Source organism: Marinobacterium mangrovicola, from assembly GCF_004339595.1.
Taxonomy (GTDB): Bacteria; Pseudomonadota; Gammaproteobacteria; order Pseudomonadales; family Balneatricaceae; genus Marinobacterium_D; species Marinobacterium_D mangrovicola.
The window spans coordinates 209,044-227,235 of the sequence record NZ_SMFU01000012.1 but is presented as its reverse complement, the minus strand read 5'-3'; the positions used below and the strand labels follow the sequence as shown (position 1 = coordinate 227,235).

Below are 18,192 nucleotides of genomic sequence, written 5' to 3'. Positions count from 1 at the left end.
TATCATTTCGTATCTTTAAACAATAATAACTCGCCCCAGGCGACCAGACCGATCATGACTACACTCACCACCGAACAGAGAAGCGCGCAGGAGCAGATCTATCGCAGCCACCACGGCTGGCTGCACGCCTGGCTGAGCCGCCGCGTCAGCTGCAGCGAGCTGGCGGCGGATCTGGCCCACGACACCTTTATCCGCCTGCTGCGCAAACCCCGGGATCTGCAGACGCCGGGGCAGGCGCGCAGCTATCTCAAGGTGGTGGCGGAAAATCTCTGTACCGACATGTGGCGTCGTCAGGCAGTGGAACAGGCCTGGCTCGATGTGCTGTCCGCACGCCCGGAAGCCACCGATATCTCGCCGGAAGAGCACGCGGTGATCGTGGAAACCTTCTGTGAGATCGATGCAATGCTGCAGCGCCTGCCGGAGCGGGTGGGCCAGGCGTTCCTGATGTCCCAACTTGAGGGGCTGACCTACCGCCAGATCGCCATGCATCTGGGCGTATCCGAACGCAGCGTCAAATCCTACATGGCGCGCGCCATGCTTGAATGCGTGCTGATCGAAGCCAACTTTAACGATGCGGCGCTCTGCTGATGCCGGCACATTCCCCCTCGCCCAGCACCGCCAAGCCCGATCATCAAACCCTGGAGGAGGCGGCCGAGTGGTTCGCGCTGCTCAGTGATGACCAGTGCAGCAACGGCGATCGTCAGGCCTGGCAGCAATGGTTCGATAGCAGCCCTCAGCACCGCATCGCATGGCAGTATGTAGAGCAGGTTAGTAAGCGCTTCCATCAGGTTGCCGAGCAGACCAGCAGTGAAGAATCCCGCCGCATCCTCGGTGCCTCTCGCTCTAAGAGCAGCGGCCGGCGTCGGGTACTGGGCTCCGGGCTGGCGGTTTTTGGCGCCCTGCTGGCCTGGCGCTACTCGCCGCTCTCCGACTACAGCGAGCGGCTTTACGCCCGGATCAACAGCGATGAAAGCACCGGCGTCGGCGAGATCCGCAAACTCGCGCTAACCGACGGCGGCACTCTCTGGATCAATACCGACAGCGCTCTGAAGATCGACTACCAGGCCGAGGTTCGCAGGATCCATCTGCAGCGCGGCGAACTCCAGGTACAGACCGGCTACCACGACACCCTGAACCGTCCTTTCCTGATCACCACCGAGCAGGGCCAGTTGCGGGCGCTGGGCACCCGCTTCAGCGTGCGCCGCAATGAGGATGAAACCTATGTGGCGGTGTTTGAAGGCGCGGTTGAGATCACTACCGAGCAAGGCGAGCGGCAGCGCATCGATGCCGGCCAGCAGACTCGCTTTTCAGCGCAGCAGATCGACCCTCCCAAGGCAGCCAACCCCGCTCACCGTGCCTGGGCCTCGGGTCTGATCCTGGCGGACAATATTCCGCTGTCACGGCTGGTGGCAGAGCTGCGCCGCTATCGTCACGGCCACCTGGGCCTCGATCCCGCCATCGCCGATCTGCGCGTAGTTGGTTCCTTCCCGGCGGAAAACCCGGATCACGCCCTGGCCATGCTGGCGGACAGCCTGCCGCTGCGCATCAACAGACACATGTCCTGGTGGGTTACGCTCGAAGCAAACACTCACTGACGATTTTTTTACCGAACGCCTTCCCCTTTCCGGCGGCTGTCCGTTTAAGGCTGTAAAGCAGATTTCAAAGTCTGCCAGAAACCTAACGGTGACAGCTCAGGAGTAGTCATGCTGCAATCATTTCATACCAACGCCGGTGCTATCCGCTCGCACAAAATCCGCCCGCGCAAAGCGCCGCTTGTTCTGGCGATGCACCTGGCCATAAAAGGGATCGCCCTTGCCGCCACCAGCTCGATGGTAATGCCGCTGACCGCTCAAGCCGCCATCGAACAGATCGCCTTCAACGTACCGGCCGGTAAGTTATCCAGCGCTCTTAACCGCTTCTCGGAGCAGGCGGGGCTGTACCTGACCGGCAATGGCGAGCTCACCGCCAACCTGAACAGCAGCGGCCTGAATGGCAGCTACTCGGTGCGCGAAGGCCTCAACCTGCTGCTGCAGGGCACCGGCATCAGCTACCGCTTCAGTGACGATCGCACGGTGACGCTGCTCCGCCAGAGCACCAGCAGCGCCGAAACCACCCTGCCAACCCTGTTTGTCGATACCGACGTCCTGGCCGGCTCCGCCGCCAACGCCTACCGCGTCGAAGCCGCCTCCATCGGCAGTCTGGGCAACGTCAGCCTGCAGAACACCCCGTACAGCATCGAGGTCTACTCCCGTGACCAGATGGACAACATGCAGGCACGCTCCCTGGCCGATATCACCAAGACGGACGCCTCCGTGGGCCTCTCCGCCGGTGACCTAGGTGCCGAGAACAACGCCTTTATGATCCGCGGCATCTCGCCGGACTTCGATACCGGGCAGAAACTCGATGGGCTCAACCTGCGCAGTCGCGCCAAGGATCTGCCGCTGGAGCACATGGAACAGGTCGAGATCCTCAAGGGCGCCAGCGGCTTCCTGTATGGTTTCGGTGAACCCGGCGGCATCATCAGCTACCGCCTGAAACGCCCCACCGACGAGCCGGTGCGCAGCGTCAGCACCCAGCTGATGGATACAGGTCTGCTGCTGGTGCATACCGATCTGGGCGGACGCTTTGGCAGCGACGACCGCTTCGGTTACCGCATCAACCTGGTGGGTGAAGATGGCGACAGCTACCTGGACAACGGCAGCGCCGAGCGCTCCTCCGCCTCCATCGCGCTGGACTGGCGCATTACGCCGGCGGTCACCTGGGAGTTCGACGCCCTCACCGCGCACAGCGAGCGCACCGCCGCCGTAGGCGGCATCGTTCCCAACGCCAGCGGCATGATCGGCGACTTCACCATCGCCGAACCGCTCAAGCCGATCGATGGCAGCAAGGCGCTGTTCCCGGACTGGTCTTACTACGGCTCGCGCCACGAGATCGTCGGCACCCGTGTTAACTGGCAGATCAACGAGGACTGGGATCTGGACCTGGCCTACCGTTACTCCAACAACTACCGCCTGCTCTACTCGCCCTACCTGTTTACCAATGCCGATGGCGACTACTCCGCCTACGTCTACAACTACGTCAACAAGTTCGAGAGCGACCAGGCACAGATCAAGCTGGCAGGTAAGCTGCAGACCGGCTTTATCGACCATGAGGTTACCCTCGGCACCTCGCTGCTGGAGACCGTCTCCTCCAACAGCCGCGGCATCGGCAGCGACGGCATGTACGGCCCCGGCAACTTCTCCAACCCGACCATGTTCGACGAGATCGGCAGCGCCGTGCACCGCTCAGATGCGGATGCCACCGAGTACTCGCGGGTGAAACGCCGCGAACTCTTCGCCTCCGATGTGGCCCACCTGGGCGACAACCTGGACCTGATTCTGGGCCTGCGCCACGGCCAGCTGGAGGATGAATACGGCGACTACGATGAAAGCGCCACCACCCCGACCCTGGCCGCGGTATACCGCCCCATCGATGGGCTGTCGCTCTACGCCAGCTACGTGGAAGCCTTTGTGCAGGGCAATACCGCACCGAACACCGCCGCCAACGCCGGCGAGGTGTTCGAGCCGATGATCAGCGAACAGCGCGAGCTGGGCCTGAAGCTGGATCGCGAGCGCTGGTCAGCCAACCTGGCAGTTTTCCAGCTCAACCGCGGTCAGGGCTACACCGACAGCAACAACGTCTACAGCCAGGATGGCGAAGCACTTTACGAAGGCCTGGAACTGTCCGGCAAGGCGCGCCTCGGCAGCCAGTGGATGCTGGCGGCCAGCGCCATGTGGCTGGACCCAACTAACGAGAAGATCAGCGATGCCAGCCTCAAGGGCAAGCATGTGCAGGGCGTGGCGCGTAAGCAGTTCCGTCTCTACGGCGAATATGACGTCAAGAACTCCCCGTTCGTCATCACCGGCGGCGCCCAGTACACCGGCAAACGACCGCTGGATGCCAACAACGACATTCACGTAGGTTCGGTCACCCTCTATGACCTGGGCGCCCGCTACGAGGGCTCGGTTAACGATCTGCCGCTGACCCTGCGCCTGAATATCGACAACCTGACCGATGAAGACTACTGGCTCACCTCCGCCGGCAGCGGCTATATCGCCCAGGGCACGCCGCGCACCATCAAGCTGGGAGCCCAGATCGACTTCTAATCGGCAGACATAAGCAAAAGGGGATAAAAAACTGCCGTCGGGCTTTCCCCTTTTGTCCCCCTCGTTCGTCATAGATAGAGAACAGCGGAATCTTTGCCCGGCTATGGCCGCGCAACGATCTCCCCAGGACTGATAAAAAAGGATCCAGACCAGCCGCCCGGGCCTGCCCACGGGCGGCTGGTCTGCGTCTGTTTCAGGCTCATATTCAGACTCATCAACCAACCAGGACGGTCATTCAGATCATGAAAGAGAGCTTTCGACAGAGCATGGCCTGGCTTCACACCTGGACCGGCCTCATCGCTGGCTGGATCCTCTTTTTCGTCTTCGTGACCGGCACCTCCGGCTATTTCGATGACGAAATCACCCGCTGGATGGAGCCGGAACGCCCGCTGCCGCTGCAGCAGAGCCTCAGCGGCGACCGCGAACAGCTGATAAACACCGCTCTGGACCGGCTGCAAAAGGTGGCGCCCGAGGCGCAAAACTGGGTAGTCACCCTGCCCCACGCCTCGCTGACACCGCGCGGCTGGCACGACTTCACCCTGGGTTGGCAGGACCTGCCCAAGCGTGGCCAGGCATTTGGTCTGCGCGGGCGTGAAACCCTCAGCACCGAAACCGCCGCGCCGCTGCCGCCGGTGGAGGTGCGCCAGACCGGCGGCGGCATGCAGCTTTACCGCATGCACTACGCACTCAGCTACATGCCCTACCCGGTGGGGATCCGCCTGGTCGGGCTCTGCACCCTGCTGATGCTGCTGGCCCTGATCACCGGGGTGGTGATTCACAAAAAGATCTTCAAGGACTTCTTCACCTTCAGGCCCAACAAGAACCGGCGCAGCTGGCTCGACGCGCACAACCTCTGTGGCGTCATGGCGCTGCCGTTCTTTCTGATGATCACCTACAGCGGCCTGGTGTTCTTCGCCGCCCAGTACATGCCGGCCGGCATCGCCACCCTCTACGGCACCGACCGTCCCGCCGCCCGCGCCTTCTTTGATGAGCTGACCGAGCGCGAGGGCGATGTCTACCTGGCGGTCACCCGTCCCGCCGCCAATATCGAAACCCTGCTCAGCACCGCGGAAGAGCGCTGGGGTGAAGGCCAGGTCGCCTCTATCCGTGTCGAGCATCTGCAGGGCCAGCCCCAGCACGTGGATATCGAGCGGGTAGCCGGCGACAAGGTGCGTTACGAGCGCCAGATCCTGCGCTTCGATGCTGCCGATGGCACGCCGCTGCCGAGCGATCCGCCCCTGAACGCCACCATCCTCACCAACGAAACCCTGCGTGCCCTGCATGAGGGGATCTTCGCCGGTCCCTGGCTGCGCTGGCTCTATTTCTTCTCCGGCCTGCTCGGCTGCGCCATGATCGGTACCGGCATGGTGTTGTGGAGCGTGAAGCGGCGCAAGCGCAACCACAGCGACAGCAACCTGGGTCATCGCCTCGTCGAAGCGCTGAACCTGGCCACCATCGTCGGCCTGCCCGCCGGGGTTGCCGGCTACTTCTGGGCCAACCGTCTGCTGCCGCTGGATATGGCGGATCGCAGTGCCTGGGAGGTTCACTGCCTGTTCCTGATCTTTGGCGAGGCGCTGCTCTACGGACTGCTGCGCGATACCCGCCGCGCCTGGGTCGAGCTGCTGTTTTTTGCCAGCGCCGCCTTCACGCTGCTGCCGCTGCTGAACCTGCTCACCACCGACATTCACCTGGGTAACACCCTGGCCCGGGGCGACTGGGCCCTGGCCGGTGTCGATCTGACCTTCTTGGGCCTCGGCGCCCTGTTTGCCTACATGGGCATCAAGGTACGCAGGCGCTGGCTACCAAGCCCGCAGAAGGCAACCGCCGTCGAACAGCAACCGCGGGTGGCAGCCGCTGCCAGGGAGGCGCACTGATGCAGAACTCAATCCCTCAACGCTCTGCCGCTGCCGGCACCACGGCAAGCAGTGGTATCCGTTACCGGCTGGCGGTTACCGCCCGGGTGCTGCTGGCCCTGGTGGGCGGCTATATTCTGACCTCTGCCATTCTGATACTGCTGGCGCTGATCTGGCCGCTGCCCAAGGCCCAGGCGCTGGCGGCATCGACCATGCTGAGCTTTCTGGTCTATGTCGCCGTGGTTATCTGGATCTTCAGCGTTAGGCGCCTGCGAAATGTCTGCGCCGGCCTGCTGATCTCAACATTGCTCTGCGCCGGCCTGATCTGGCTGCTGGGAGGCATCGCATGACCTGGGGCCATCTGATCACCGCATTATTGGTTATTCTCGCCTTTACCCTGCTGGCTGCATCGATGCCGAACCACCAGCGCCAGCTGTTTGGACGCGCGCTGTCCAGCAAAGCCAGTCGACTGGTGCGCAGTGGCGGCTGGATCACCCTGCTGCTGGCGTTCGCTTTCTGCGCCTGGCAGTGGCGCGCCGATGTGGGTGCCGTTACCTGGGTCGCCTGGTTGATGGTCGCCGGCCTGCTGCTGGCGTTTTATCTGCCAAGACGAGAGGCACTGCCAAGGCGCGAGCCGCGCCCGGGCATTAAAGCGCCCGCCAGAGAATCCCAGTCTGCCGGCGCGGACAAGCGCAGTCCGGTGAAAGCACTGGTCGCCGCGATCCTGCTGCTGGTTCCGGTGGCGGCGTTCGCCGTTCAGATGCTCGATACGCCGACCCGGCCGCTGCTGCGGGCGGATGCGCTGCACGACCGTATCGGGCCCTGGAGTTTCACCCTGGCGCAGCGTTACCAGGAACCGCCGCGCACCGATATCATCGATGTGCCGATGAAAAAGTTCGTCATCCGCTTCTGTGCCGAATGTGACTCGGAGATCCGTAACGCCTACCTGAAGATCCGCAAGCCGCGCTCACTGAGGGCCGCCGGTAACGTCTTCCTCGGCCGCCGTGGCCCGGAGAAAGAGGTGGATATCATGATTCCCCCCTCGGCCAAGCTGGACGATGGACTGTGGCTGACGGTGGAAACCAAGACCGGCGAAATCGTAAAGAAAAAGCTGGATATGGAACGCATCTCCCCTGAAATGGCAACGTATATTAAAAACATGTAGCGTCTGCTCCCCCGCCCGCCCCCTACCCTTCAGCCAACGCCCACCCGGCCAACCGCCGGGTGCTGGCGTTTTCGGCCAGCCTCCGCCCCCCATTAAACTTGATTAAAAACTGTTCCCAGTTTGCAGCGATGCATTGACAAGCCAACATCGAGAGTCACAGAATGTAATAATAACCATTATCATTTAACTGCTCGCATGGATGCTATGAGTTCTTCGACACTGACCCTTCGCCAGGAACAGCAGCTGGAGCACCTCTACCGGGAGCACCAGGGCTGGCTGTCGAGCTTCCTGCGCAAACGCCTCGGCTGCTCCCAGCAGGCGGCGGATCTGCTGCAGGATACCTATCTGCGTCTGCTGGTCAGCGGCAGGCTGCCCGATTCCGACTTCGCCCGCCCCTACCTGACCCGCATCGCCAAGGGGCTGGTGGTGGATCATTTCCGCCGCAAGCGGATCGAACAGGCCTATCTCGAGGAACTGGCGCTGAGGCCCGAGGAGTTCGTGCAGTCACCGGAAGAGCAGCTGCAGCTGATCGATGCGCTGATTGAAGCCGACACCCTGCTGCACAGCCTTCCCGAGAAGGCGCGTCGCGCCTTTCTGCTGCGCCGGGTCGATGGCCTGAGTTACCGGGAGATCTCCGAACAGCTGGGTGTCTCCGTCTCATCGGTGGAGAAGTATGTCGCCCGGGCGCTGCAGGTGTGCCTCACTGCCAGCCTGAGGGAGGAGCCATGAGCCGTCTCTCCCGGGATCAGATCGCCCAGGCCGCCGACTGGATGGCACGACTCTGGTCGGAAGATGCCACCGACGCCGACGAACAGGCCTGCCAGCGATGGCGCCAGGCCAGCGCCGAGAACGAACGCGCCTGGCAGTGCCTGCAGCAGGCACAGGCCCGGTTTGACGGCCTGCCGGCAGGTGCCGGGGCTCGGGTGCTGGGCCGCAGCCGCCAGCTGTCGCGGCGCAAGTTTCTCAGCCTGGTGGGGCTCGGGCTCGGCGCCGGCGTACTCGGCCTGGGCGGAACCGGTCACCTGCCGCGTTCGGCAGGCGATAACCATCTGGCCACCGCCACCGGCGAGATCCGCCACCTCTTCCTCAGCGATGGCAGCGAGCTGAATATCAACACCGCCACCGAACTGGATCTCGATATCGATGCCCGGCAACGCCTGATCCGGCTGCAACAGGGGCAGATTATGCTCTCAGCCAACCAGGCGCAGACCCCGTTCCGGATTCTCACCGCCGAGGGCTCCCTGGAAACCGCGGGGCCGGCGCGGCTTGATCTTTACCGCAGCGAACAGCAGACCCGGATCGAGCTTTATCAGGGCTCCGCCCGGCTGATTTCCGCGTCCGGCAGCAGCCTGGCGCTGTCCCCCGGGCAGAGCACCCGGCTGATCGGCACCAGCATTGCTGCGCCTGTTGCCGCCAACGCCGACACCAGCGCCTGGACAGAGGGCCGGCTGGTGGCCGAGCAGATGCCGGTAGACCGGTTTATCCATGAACTGGCGCGCTATCGTAGCGGCATACTGCGGGCAGACCCGGCGCTGAACCAGCTCAAGGTCAGTGGCGTTTTCTCGGTTCGGGATACCGACCGCGCCCTGGATCAGCTAAGCCGTATTTTGCCGGTCAGCATCACCTACCTGACCCCTTTTCTGGTCAACGTTTCCCACGCCTGACGCCCCTGCAGGTGGCGTAGGCTGGGGTCTCTGAGCTCACAGCTACAGCGCTATCTACCCTTTCTGCAACAGCCGCAATAACAGCGCCGGCACCGGCTTTACGCTCTCTTTCGCTATCTGCTCCGCTCTCTATTTCTCGTTCTATTTCCCTCTAACTCAGCGCCCATTTAAAAATAATTATCATTTAGATTACGGTTCTTATCGCCTCGTTCGGTGTGAAGGGTATAGACCTGATAACAGCGACGAAAAGATAAGGGCTTCCCATGCAGTCGGTAAACAGAGTTTCTCAGCCACAAACCGTTGTGACGCCGTCTTCAACCCGCCAGCCGGCGATCAAGCCGCTGATCCTGGCGGTGCACCTGGCCACCCTGAGCCTGGCGGGCCCGGCTTTCGCCGCCGACGAAGGCGCAAGCCAGCCTGTTTCGGTGCAGCAGCGCGAGATCGATATCCCGGCGGGAGCCCTCGATGAGGCGCTGAACCGCTTTGCCCTGCAAACCGGCATCGAAATCTACTTTGACGCCAGCACCACCCAGGGGCTGAGAAGCGGCGCACTGCAGGGGCACTACAGCATCGACAGCGGCCTCAACCAGCTGCTTGCCGATACCGCTCTGATCGCCCAGCGCCAGCCGGATGGCAGCTACATGGTCACCGCCCAGCTCAGCGAAGGCACCGCCAACCTCTCCACCATCAATATCACCGACTATGGCGCCAACGGCTTCAGCCGCGACGTACAGGGGCATAACGATGTTTATGACAAGGACACCTCCACCAGCTACCTCGGCAAGGTTGAAGTCGAGCGTTACAAGGGCACCAACCCCTCGGATCTGCTGCAGGGCGTGCCCGGCGTCTTCAGTGGCGAGGCACGCAACAGCGGCGCCATCGACCTGAACATCCGCGGTATCCAGGGCCCTGGCCGGGTGCCGGTCACCATCGACGGTACAGAACAGGCGATCACCGTCTCCCGAGGCTACAACGGCGCCACCAACCGTAACTACATCGACCCCAGCCTGATCGGCGGCATGACCATCTACCAGGGCGCCGTCAACGAGCGTGATGTGAAAAGCGGCGTCGGCGGCGCCATGACGGTGACCACCCTGCAGCCGGACGACATTATTCGGGAGGGCGAAGAGTTTGGCGTGGAGCTGATGGTAGAGGGCAGCGGCAACGCCACCTCACCGCGGCTGCCGAACCTGCATACCGGCGAGGATTACCGCACCGTGGAGGGCTACCCGCAGGAATGGGGGGACATGGCAAACCCTTACAATGACCAGACACTGGTGATCAACCCGGAGTCCAAGTCCTCCCGCGATGCCAACCCTCTTAACGGTGAGGATTACGCCTACCGCTTTGCCGCCGCCCGCAAGGGAGAGCAGTTCGACGTGCTCGCCGCCTACGCCTACCGCGAACGCGGCAACTACTTTTCCGGGCGCAACAACGCCGATTACTACGACAACCCCGAGCGAACCGAAGACAAGGACTACATCGTCAACCTGGCGCGGTACTGGAAGCCGGGCGATGAGGTCGCGAACACCTCCAGCACCATGGAGTCCTGGCTGTTCAAGACCACCTGGCATATTGCCGATGATGAAGAGCTAAGCTTCAACTACCGCGACAGCACCAGCCACTACGGCGAAATCATGCCCTCGCGGATCAGTCGTTCAGAAGAGAAGGGCGCCATCCAATGGCCGGAGAGCAAGGTGGACGCCAAGGCCTACAACCTGGAGTACCGCTACAAACCCCAGGATAACGACTGGCTCGACTTTCACCTGAACCTCTGGCGCACCGACACCGTAAGCGACACCTACAGCGCCGGTGGCTACCCCAACTACACCAGTTTTGAGTATGACGGCGACCCGCTGCTGAGAAACACCGCACTGATTAACGCCCAGCATACCCGCGACGGCGTTACGGTCAGCAACAAGATCGCGCTCAGCGACAGCCTGGACCTGACCCTGGGCGGACGCTTCCAGCATGAGGATCTGGGCTCCGATGACCGCTATAACCCCGACGCCAACGACAACTGGCGCATGCTGCCCCGCGCCGGCCGGCGCGAAGAGTGGCAAACCAACTTCGACTTCGCCTGGCGCCCCACGGATAGGCTACGCCTCAATGGCGGCCTGACCTTCTCCGGCTACTGGGCCCGCGATGATCTGATCGCCAACAACCCGGGCGAATTTAATTCGATATACAGTAAATACTCCAATGTGACCTACCGGGAGGAGATTCCGCTCAGTCAGGAGGAGATTCAAAGCGCGATCGATAACGGCCTTACCGGCCTCCAACAAATGCTAGACCTGGGCTGGATTACGCAGGAGCAGTTCGACCAGGAGGCGGCTAGAGTCGCCGAAACTATCGAAACCTCACGAACGGTCACCAGCGACGGTGGCACCTGGGAGCCCGATTCCGACGGCAACTACAGCTACGCCGGTAACCCCTGCCTGAACGGCCAGGTCAGCGGCGAGCATGTGGTCTCTTGCCGAACCGAAGCAGTAAGCGAAATCGTGACCGCCGAAGACAAGAAGCGCAAGGACCACGGCTGGGTGCCGCACTGGGGCGTCAGCTACCGCTTTAACGATTACAGCCGCGCCTACCTGAAATACAGCGAGACCCTGCGCTTTCCCAGCATGTTCGAGAGCACCATGGCGTTTTCCGCCTCGCTCACCCCCTGGGGGGTGGAGCCGGAACACGCCTACAACTGGGAGCTGGCCTATGTGCACGACCTGACCCAGTGGCTGCCCAGCGCCGAGTACGCCGATATCAAGCTGGCCTACTACCACAACCTGACCCGCGACGTGATCGAGCGGGACGACCGCTTCCGGTTCAACAATATCGACAAGCAGCTGATCCGCGGTATCGAGCTGAGCGGCCGCTACGACAACGGCCGCTTCTTTACCAGCCTGGGGCTTAACTACAACCTGGAAAATAAGGTCTGCGACGAGGACAGCGCCGCATCGGCATCAGGCAGTATGAACTGGTGGGGTAATAACGACCTGGTGCCGCGCTGCTTTGACTACGGCTTCCCCAACGGTTACCTGCTGGCCCAGGCCACGCCGGAGTTCTCCGCCAACTGGGAGCTGGGCGGGCGCTTCCTGGACCGACGCCTGGAGCTGGGCGGCCGCGCCACCTACTACAAAGGGTACGAGAACGAAGACCTGGAGTGGTACACCGACCATGCAGTTTTGGCCGCCGACCAACACGGCTATGTCTATTTCTACAATATCCCGTTCAGCTGGGGCGAAACGCTGATTCTCGATGCCTACGCCCGCTTTAACCTGAACAAACACCTGGATATAGAGCTGACCGGCACCAACCTGACCGACCAGTACTACGTCGACCCGGCCACCCGCTCCGCCATGGCCGCCCCGGGACGCAATATCAAACTGAGTTTGACCGGCCGTTTCTGACGACCGCTCGACAGGGAGCGGGCCTCGGCAAGGGTGCCCGCAACGAGCAGGGATGCTCATCAATCGTGGTAATCCAACACCTTAAATGGAATTGAAAGGAGTAACACCATGCACAAGCTAAAACTGGCAAACGCAGTTGCACTGACCCTGGGTTCCCTGGCACTGGCCGGTGCCGTTCAGGCGGATGTGGTTGGGGGATCGACCAATCCGGATAATGTGAATATCGGTGCATCAGTCGTAAACGGTGGGCCTCATACGGCAGGTATGGCGGGTATAGCCGTAAATGCTACGGGGATCGAAGTTCCTGTCGATTTTGAAGGGCTCTCGGGCTATGGCGGCGCTCCAGCCAACGGCGTCTATACTCTGAACTTCCCCTACTCCGGCGCTCCGGAAGATCATGACAGCCTCGGCGTATTCAACTTCGCCCAGGTGGGCAGCAGCGATGTCTGGTTCGGTGAGTGGTCCGCCTACGGCGACAGCGACGCCACCCGTACCGTCTACTACTCCGGCGCCAATGCGGATACCGCCGTACCGAGCGCCGGTACCGCTACCTATGCCGTAACCGGCCTTAACAACTTCAGCGGTAGCAACGCGCTGTCGGGCCAGTTCACCGCCGATTTCGGCGCCAGCACCCTGAGCGGAACCCTGGCCAACGCTAACACCCAGGTTTCCATTGGAACGGCCACAATCAACAACGATGCGTCCGTCAGCGGCAATGGTGCCTTCGGTAACTTCAACGGCAGCCTGGTGACTGGCGGCGAAGTCTCCGCCCAGTTCTACAACGGCCAGGCGGACCTCGCCGGCATCGTCGACTTTGCCGGTACCGACTTTGACACCGCCTTCGGTGGCTCCCAGCAGTAACCGCGGCTGAATACCGCAGTGTCCCGGGCCGGGCAGCGTTGCTGCCCGGCTTTTTCCGCGTTATGGCATAGATGATCAACATGCTCCCAGTTTCAATCTGCCGCAGCCTGAAATCGGCCGCTCTCGCCGCCCTTATCGCCGTTTGTCCCCTGACTCCGGTCTGGGCCGACGATCTCGATACCCAGCTGCGGCTGAACCAGTCCATCGAACGCCAGAACCGCGAAAGCGAACGTGCGCTGCTGGCCGATGAGGACTACCTGCCCGGCAAACGGCCCCAGCTTGTGATCGATGGCAAGCGCTACTCCGTGGGTAAAAACGCCAACGACCTGGGCCGCGCCATCTACCTGTCGCTGCAGCACAAGCAGTGGAGCACCGTGCTCGCCTTTCTGCAGGAGTATGAAACCCTGCCCAATGCCGACCCGCTGCTGCTGGCCTACGCTCGTGGCGCCCTGGCGCGGATACGCGGCGCTATGGAAGAGTCCGAGCAGCAGTATCGCCGCCTGCTGGAGCTGAACCCCGGCTTTCTGCCCGCCCGCCTGGAACTGGCACGGGTACTGTTTGAAAACCACAAGGATGCAGAGGCCGAGACGCTGTTCAAACAGATAGAGCTCAGCCTGGATCCGCTGGACCGGCGCCAGGACGGTGTACGCAGCACCGTCGGGCACTTTCGCGCCGCGCTGGCGCAGCGCCGTGCCTGGAACGGTTCCATCGCGTTCGGACCCACCTGGAACGATAACCTCAACCAGTCATCCGAGAGCCGCACCTGCCTGCTCTCCTACGCCGGCCAGTGTTTCTACGAGCGCCGGATACCGGATGCGGTCTCATCGACAGGGCTCGATTACGAGGCCACGCTCAACAAACAGATGCCGCTGTCGGGCCACCACGGCGTCTATTTCCGCTCGCTGCTTTACGGCCAGAGCTACGAGGAAACGCCCGACTACGATGAGAGCACCCTGACCGCAGAGTTCGGCTACCGCTACCAGGACCTGGATGACCAGATCCGCCTCGCCCCCTCGTTCGAGTTTTCGCGCTACGCCAACGACAGCCTTTACGGCGCCTGGGGCCTGCATGCGGAGTGGATGCGCCACCTCTCGCCGACGCAGTTTTTCAAGCTGGAGGGCGAGTACCAATACCTGGACTACCGCAGCGAGCGCTACCGCCATTACAACGGCCCCTCCTATTCGGCCAACGCCACCTACTGGCATCAACTGCCGGACAACTGGGTGCTGTTCGCCGGGGTCGACTGGCTCTATCGCCAGGCCAGTGAATCGATCTACGCCTACCGCCAGCCGGGGCTCAGGGTCGGTGCCTCCAAGCAGTTTGACGCCGGTATCGATGCCACCCTGCTGGTTTCAAGGCGCCAGCGCGAGTACGCCAGCTACAGCCCCATCCTCGGCGAGAAACGCAGCGACACAGAGCAGAACTACACCCTGATCCTGAAAGCGCCACGGCTTGAGTTGGCCGGCTTCTACCCCAGCCTGAACCTCACCCACCGCAGTAACGACAGCAACGTGGACTGGCTCTACAACTACGACCAGAACCGCGTCAGCCTGAAACTGGAAAAACGCTTCTGACCATGATGATTCGCACCTCTTTTTTCGCCGCATTGCTGATACTGCTGTGCCTCAACGCCGACGCTGCGGATAACTGGCAGCCACTGCAGCAGCAGGCGCAGGCCGCCTACCAGGGCGGCGACTACGCCAAGGCCGAATCGCTGCTGCAACGCGCCATCGCCCGGGCACGCAGGGCCGATAATGGCGCCGCCTTTGAGGCCGCAAGCCTGAGCCTGCTGGCCTATGTGCAGATGGCGCAGGGCCAAAGCGACAGCGCCCTGGAAACCCAACAGCGGGCACTCGCACTGAACGGCCGCGCCCGCGGCAGCGATAGTGTGGCCCAGGCCCGGCTACTGCTGAACCTGGCGGGCCTGGCTGAAAGCGCGGGCCAGACGGGCAAAGCGATCGATGCCTACCGCCAGGCGCTGGCGATCTACCGGCAACACCCGGAGCAGATGGCAGCCCGGCTACAGGGCGCACTGGGGTTAAGCGCGCTGCTGCAGCAACAGGGTCAACCCGAGGCAGCCATCGAGGTCGCACGCAGCACTCTGGAGGCCTCGGCAGAGGGCGACTTCTATGACTCTTTTCAGGAAAACCGGCGCCAGCTGAACTACCAGTTGGCGCAGCTTTACAGCGCACAAGCCGCGGCCAGTGAGGCGCTCGCGGTGCTGGGGCAGCAGCGCGACAGGGAGTCCCACACCCTGCCGAAAGAGGATATTCGCCGCGCCGAGACCCTGGAGCGGATGGCCCAGCTCATCGAAGATCAGTTGCCGCAGCAGGACAGCGTCGTGCTACGTGCCGAGGCCCAGCAGATCCGCGAACGCTCCGGCGAGCCGTCGCTGGCCGGCGTGATCAACCTCTATGTTCAGGCGCAATCGATGTTGCAGGGCGGTGAAGCCAAAGAGGATGAAATCGACAAGGCCGAGCAACTGCTGCAAGACGCTCTGGCCCGGCTGGAGCGGCTGGGCGAAAACGGGGCCAGCGAGACGGCGCAAAGCCAAAGCGCCCGGGCCGCGATCCTCGGTAACCTGGGGGTTGTCAGTGAGATGAGAAAGCAGCGGGACGAGGCGCTGGACTACTTCCGCCAGAGCCTGGCGCTGATGCCGGGGCCTGAGCAGCACTCTGAGCAGGACTCTGAGCAGGCGTCAGGCAACGTCGATCTTATCCAGCGCGGCAATACCGAGGGCCGTATCGGCGCCCTGCTCTATCAGCAGAAAGCCTACAGCGACGCCGAACCTCACTTCGTCCAATCCCTGCAGCTGCTGCGCCGGGCAGACGCCGATACGACCGCGCTGGAGACGGTGCTGAATAACCTGATAACGCTCTATGACGCCTGGGGCAAGGCCAGTGAAAAATCGCGCTACCGCAAGCAGCTGCGGACGCTTCGTGATGAAAACTGAGCCGGCTGATTACGGATATGGCCCGCCTCGTTCGTTAATCAGATATAGACCACAAGGATACGGACTGAGGATCATCCGATGGAACAGACACAAACCGCCCAGGCACCGCTCAGCGAGGCACTAAAATCGCACACATCCAGTACCCATGAACGGCTGGACCGCCGCATCATGGCGTTTGAGCCCTTTGGCGCTATCGAGCGCTATCTGCCCTTCCTGCGTATGCAGCTGCGGCTGAACTACGCCACCGCTTCGCTCTATCAACGCGAGCAACTCAAGCAGTGGCTGCCGGATCTTGCGCAGCGCGGCAGGCTGGAGCCGATTCTGCAGGACTGCGCCGATCTCTCCCTACCCGACGAGCAGATCGAGAGCGACCGTCAGCAGGCGGCCGACTCTCATCCGATTAGCGATGCAGAGGCGATCGGCTGGCTTTACGCCCACCAGGGTTCATCCCTGGGCGCTGCTATCCTGCTGCGTCACGCCAAGAAGGATCTGGGACTGTCGGAAGAAAAGGGTGCACGACATCTGGCCGGTCACGCCGACGGCCGCGGTCGCCACTGGTTGAACTTCAAGCAGCAGCTGGACGCCCTGCCATTGAGCGACAAACAGCGCGGTGAAGCGATGAAGGGAGCGGAAAATGCGTTCGCCTTTGTATTCGCCAACGCCGAAACTTTAATGCCTCTGGAACTCTGATGCCTCTGGAACAGAATGCCGCTAAAACGGCCGGCGCCTGAGTCGATGCTGATCAGGCTGGCGTGGCGACTGCTCGCCCTGCTGTTTGTGGCCCTGGGCATGATCGGGGCGGTACTGCCCGGCATGCCCACCACCGTTTTCCTGCTGCTGGCCCTCTGGGCCGCCGGCCGGGGCTGGCCACAGCTGCACGACTGGCTGCTGAACCACCCGGTTTACGGCTCACACCTGAGAAACTGGCAGGAACAGCGCGCAGTACCGCGCCGGGCCAAATGGCTCGCCAGCCTGAGCATGGCGATCAGCGGTCTGATTCTGGCCCTGACGCTGGGCTTCGGTCTCTGGGTCTGCCTGGCAATGAGTAGCATGATGCTGGTCGCCGGCTGGCTCTGGAGCCGCCCTGAGCCCAAGTTCACCACCCTCACCCCGGAGTAAACCCGGATACCCGGCTGAACGACACGAAAGCTTTGCGTGTCGCTCCATTGGCTCAACCGGCGGCTGTAATGGAGTCGCCGCCGATCCACTGGGAGATTTTCAGCGCCTCCATCACGAACTCGATGGAGAGCGCGGTCAAAATCATCCCCATCACCTTCACCAGAATCGCCGAACCATTATTACCGATCACCCGGATAATCGGCCCCGCCGCCAGCATCAGCAGGAAGGTCACCAGCATGATTGCCAGCATGATCAGCGTGGTGCCGATCTGGGTGGGGATGGAGTAGACATGGTTATCGGTCATCAGGATCACCGCCATGATCGCGCCCGGCGTAGCGATGGAGGGCACCGCCAGCGGGAACACCGCGATATCGTGCCCCGCATCCTCCACCTTGCGCGCATCCTTGTTCATATCGCCAAAGATCATCTTCAGACCGAACAGGAACAGGATCAGGCCACCCGCTAGCTGCAGCGAGATCAGGCGGATACCCATGGCGGACAGCAGCAGCTGACCCACGACGATGGAGAAGAACAGGATCGCAGTCGCGTAAATCGTCGCCTTGATGGCGGTACGGCGCCGTGCGGTGGCCGTCATATGGGCTGTCAGCGCGGAAAAGATCGCCAGCGTGCCGATCGGATCGATGGTGGTCCAGAGAATCAGCCCGTCGCGAATAAACTTTTCCGTCATGAAAAAAACCTTTTACAGAAGATGAGCCGGAGACTAACCCGGTGGAGACCCGTTCTAATTAAGAGCGGTACAGAGAGAGGCAAGTTCCCCGCCAAAACGACTAAACCGCCGCGGTGGGAGGCTCTGAATGATACCGCACGATGAAAGATTCATCACCAACGTTACTATTCAGATACACTTTATAAGATAATTTATATATTTTTAGCGGAAGACTCAGCTTCGCCCGAACAGGGCTATCTTGAACTGACAAGATGTCAGTCATAACAGCGCGGGGAATAACCAGAAAATGCTCGGATCCGCTGAACCCACATGATGAACCAAGCGAACTTTTTAAACCAGC

Annotated in this window: 15 protein-coding genes; 14 read left to right on the top strand and 1 reads right to left on the bottom strand. The window is 62.0% G+C overall.

The genetic code is table 11. From position 1 onward, the window contains the following. The first annotated feature begins 54 nt into the window (after window positions 1-54). The 14 genes from CLV83_RS19520 (at window position 55) to CLV83_RS19455 (ending at window position 17,164) form a co-directional block, all read left to right on the top strand. Window positions 55-588 (top strand): sigma-70 family RNA polymerase sigma factor, encoded by a 534-nt coding sequence (locus CLV83_RS19520; protein ID WP_104005467.1) that lies wholly within the window; start codon window positions 55-57, stop codon window positions 586-588. Beyond that, on the top strand, window positions 588-1,595 hold the full coding sequence (locus tag CLV83_RS19515; protein ID WP_132296605.1) for a FecR domain-containing protein: 1,008 nt from the start codon (window positions 588-590) through the stop codon (window positions 1,593-1,595). The genes CLV83_RS19520 and CLV83_RS19515 overlap by 1 nt, the downstream gene beginning before the upstream one ends. A gap of 108 nt (window positions 1,596-1,703) precedes the next feature. Next, entirely contained in the window at window positions 1,704-4,145 is a 2,442-nt protein-coding gene (locus tag CLV83_RS19510) for a TonB-dependent siderophore receptor (protein WP_132296602.1), read from the top strand. Between the two features lie 242 nt (window positions 4,146-4,387). After that, entirely contained in the window at window positions 4,388-6,019 is a 1,632-nt protein-coding gene (locus CLV83_RS19505; RefSeq protein WP_132296599.1) for a PepSY-associated TM helix domain-containing protein, read from the top strand. Continuing rightward, a complete protein-coding gene (locus tag CLV83_RS19500) occupies window positions 6,019-6,348 on the top strand; it encodes a hypothetical protein (RefSeq protein WP_207894963.1) in 330 nt (109 codons plus the stop codon). Before CLV83_RS19505 ends, CLV83_RS19500 begins: the two co-directional genes overlap by 1 nt. Then, entirely contained in the window at window positions 6,345-7,163 is an 819-nt protein-coding gene (locus CLV83_RS19495; protein WP_132296596.1) for a DUF3325 domain-containing protein, read from the top strand. The genes CLV83_RS19500 and CLV83_RS19495 overlap by 4 nt, the downstream gene beginning before the upstream one ends. 204 nt (window positions 7,164-7,367) lie before the next feature. Then, window positions 7,368-7,892: a sigma-70 family RNA polymerase sigma factor gene (locus CLV83_RS19490; protein WP_207894962.1), complete on the top strand. Its 525-nt coding sequence runs from the start codon at window positions 7,368-7,370 to the stop codon at window positions 7,890-7,892. Further along, window positions 7,889-8,827 carry a FecR domain-containing protein gene (locus tag CLV83_RS19485; RefSeq protein ID WP_132296590.1) on the top strand — a complete coding sequence of 313 codons (939 nt, stop codon included), beginning with the start codon at window positions 7,889-7,891 and terminating at the stop codon, window positions 8,825-8,827. Before CLV83_RS19490 ends, CLV83_RS19485 begins: the two co-directional genes overlap by 4 nt. A gap of 263 nt (window positions 8,828-9,090) precedes the next feature. Beyond that, window positions 9,091-12,231, top strand: coding sequence for a TonB-dependent receptor (locus CLV83_RS19480; protein ID WP_132296587.1), 3,141 nt, complete (start codon window positions 9,091-9,093; stop codon window positions 12,229-12,231). Window positions 12,232-12,339: 108 nt separating this feature from the next. Continuing rightward, a complete protein-coding gene (locus tag CLV83_RS19475) occupies window positions 12,340-13,092 on the top strand; it encodes a Slam-dependent surface lipoprotein (RefSeq protein ID WP_132296584.1) in 753 nt (250 codons plus the stop codon). A gap of 80 nt (window positions 13,093-13,172) precedes the next feature. After that, window positions 13,173-14,666 carry a surface lipoprotein assembly modifier gene (locus tag CLV83_RS19470; protein ID WP_132296581.1) on the top strand — a complete coding sequence of 498 codons (1,494 nt, stop codon included), beginning with the start codon at window positions 13,173-13,175 and terminating at the stop codon, window positions 14,664-14,666. 2 nt (window positions 14,667-14,668) lie between these two features. Then, complete coding sequence (locus CLV83_RS19465; RefSeq protein ID WP_132296578.1) at window positions 14,669-16,045, top strand: tetratricopeptide repeat protein; 1,377 nt, start codon at window positions 14,669-14,671, stop codon at window positions 16,043-16,045. Between the two features lie 78 nt (window positions 16,046-16,123). Next, window positions 16,124-16,735, top strand: a complete 612-nt coding sequence (locus tag CLV83_RS19460; RefSeq protein ID WP_132296575.1) for a biliverdin-producing heme oxygenase — start codon at window positions 16,124-16,126, stop codon at window positions 16,733-16,735. A 15-nt stretch (window positions 16,736-16,750) separates the two neighbouring features. After that, complete coding sequence (locus CLV83_RS19455; protein ID WP_243642448.1) at window positions 16,751-17,164, top strand: YbaN family protein; 414 nt, start codon at window positions 16,751-16,753, stop codon at window positions 17,162-17,164. A 52-nt stretch (window positions 17,165-17,216) separates the two neighbouring features. Here the strand turns inward: CLV83_RS19455 and CLV83_RS19450 are convergent, their stop codons facing one another. Continuing rightward, window positions 17,217-17,852 carry a MarC family protein gene (locus tag CLV83_RS19450; RefSeq protein ID WP_132296572.1) on the bottom strand — a complete coding sequence of 212 codons (636 nt, stop codon included), beginning with the start codon at window positions 17,850-17,852 and terminating at the stop codon, window positions 17,217-17,219. Window positions 17,853-18,192 lie beyond the last annotated feature (340 nt).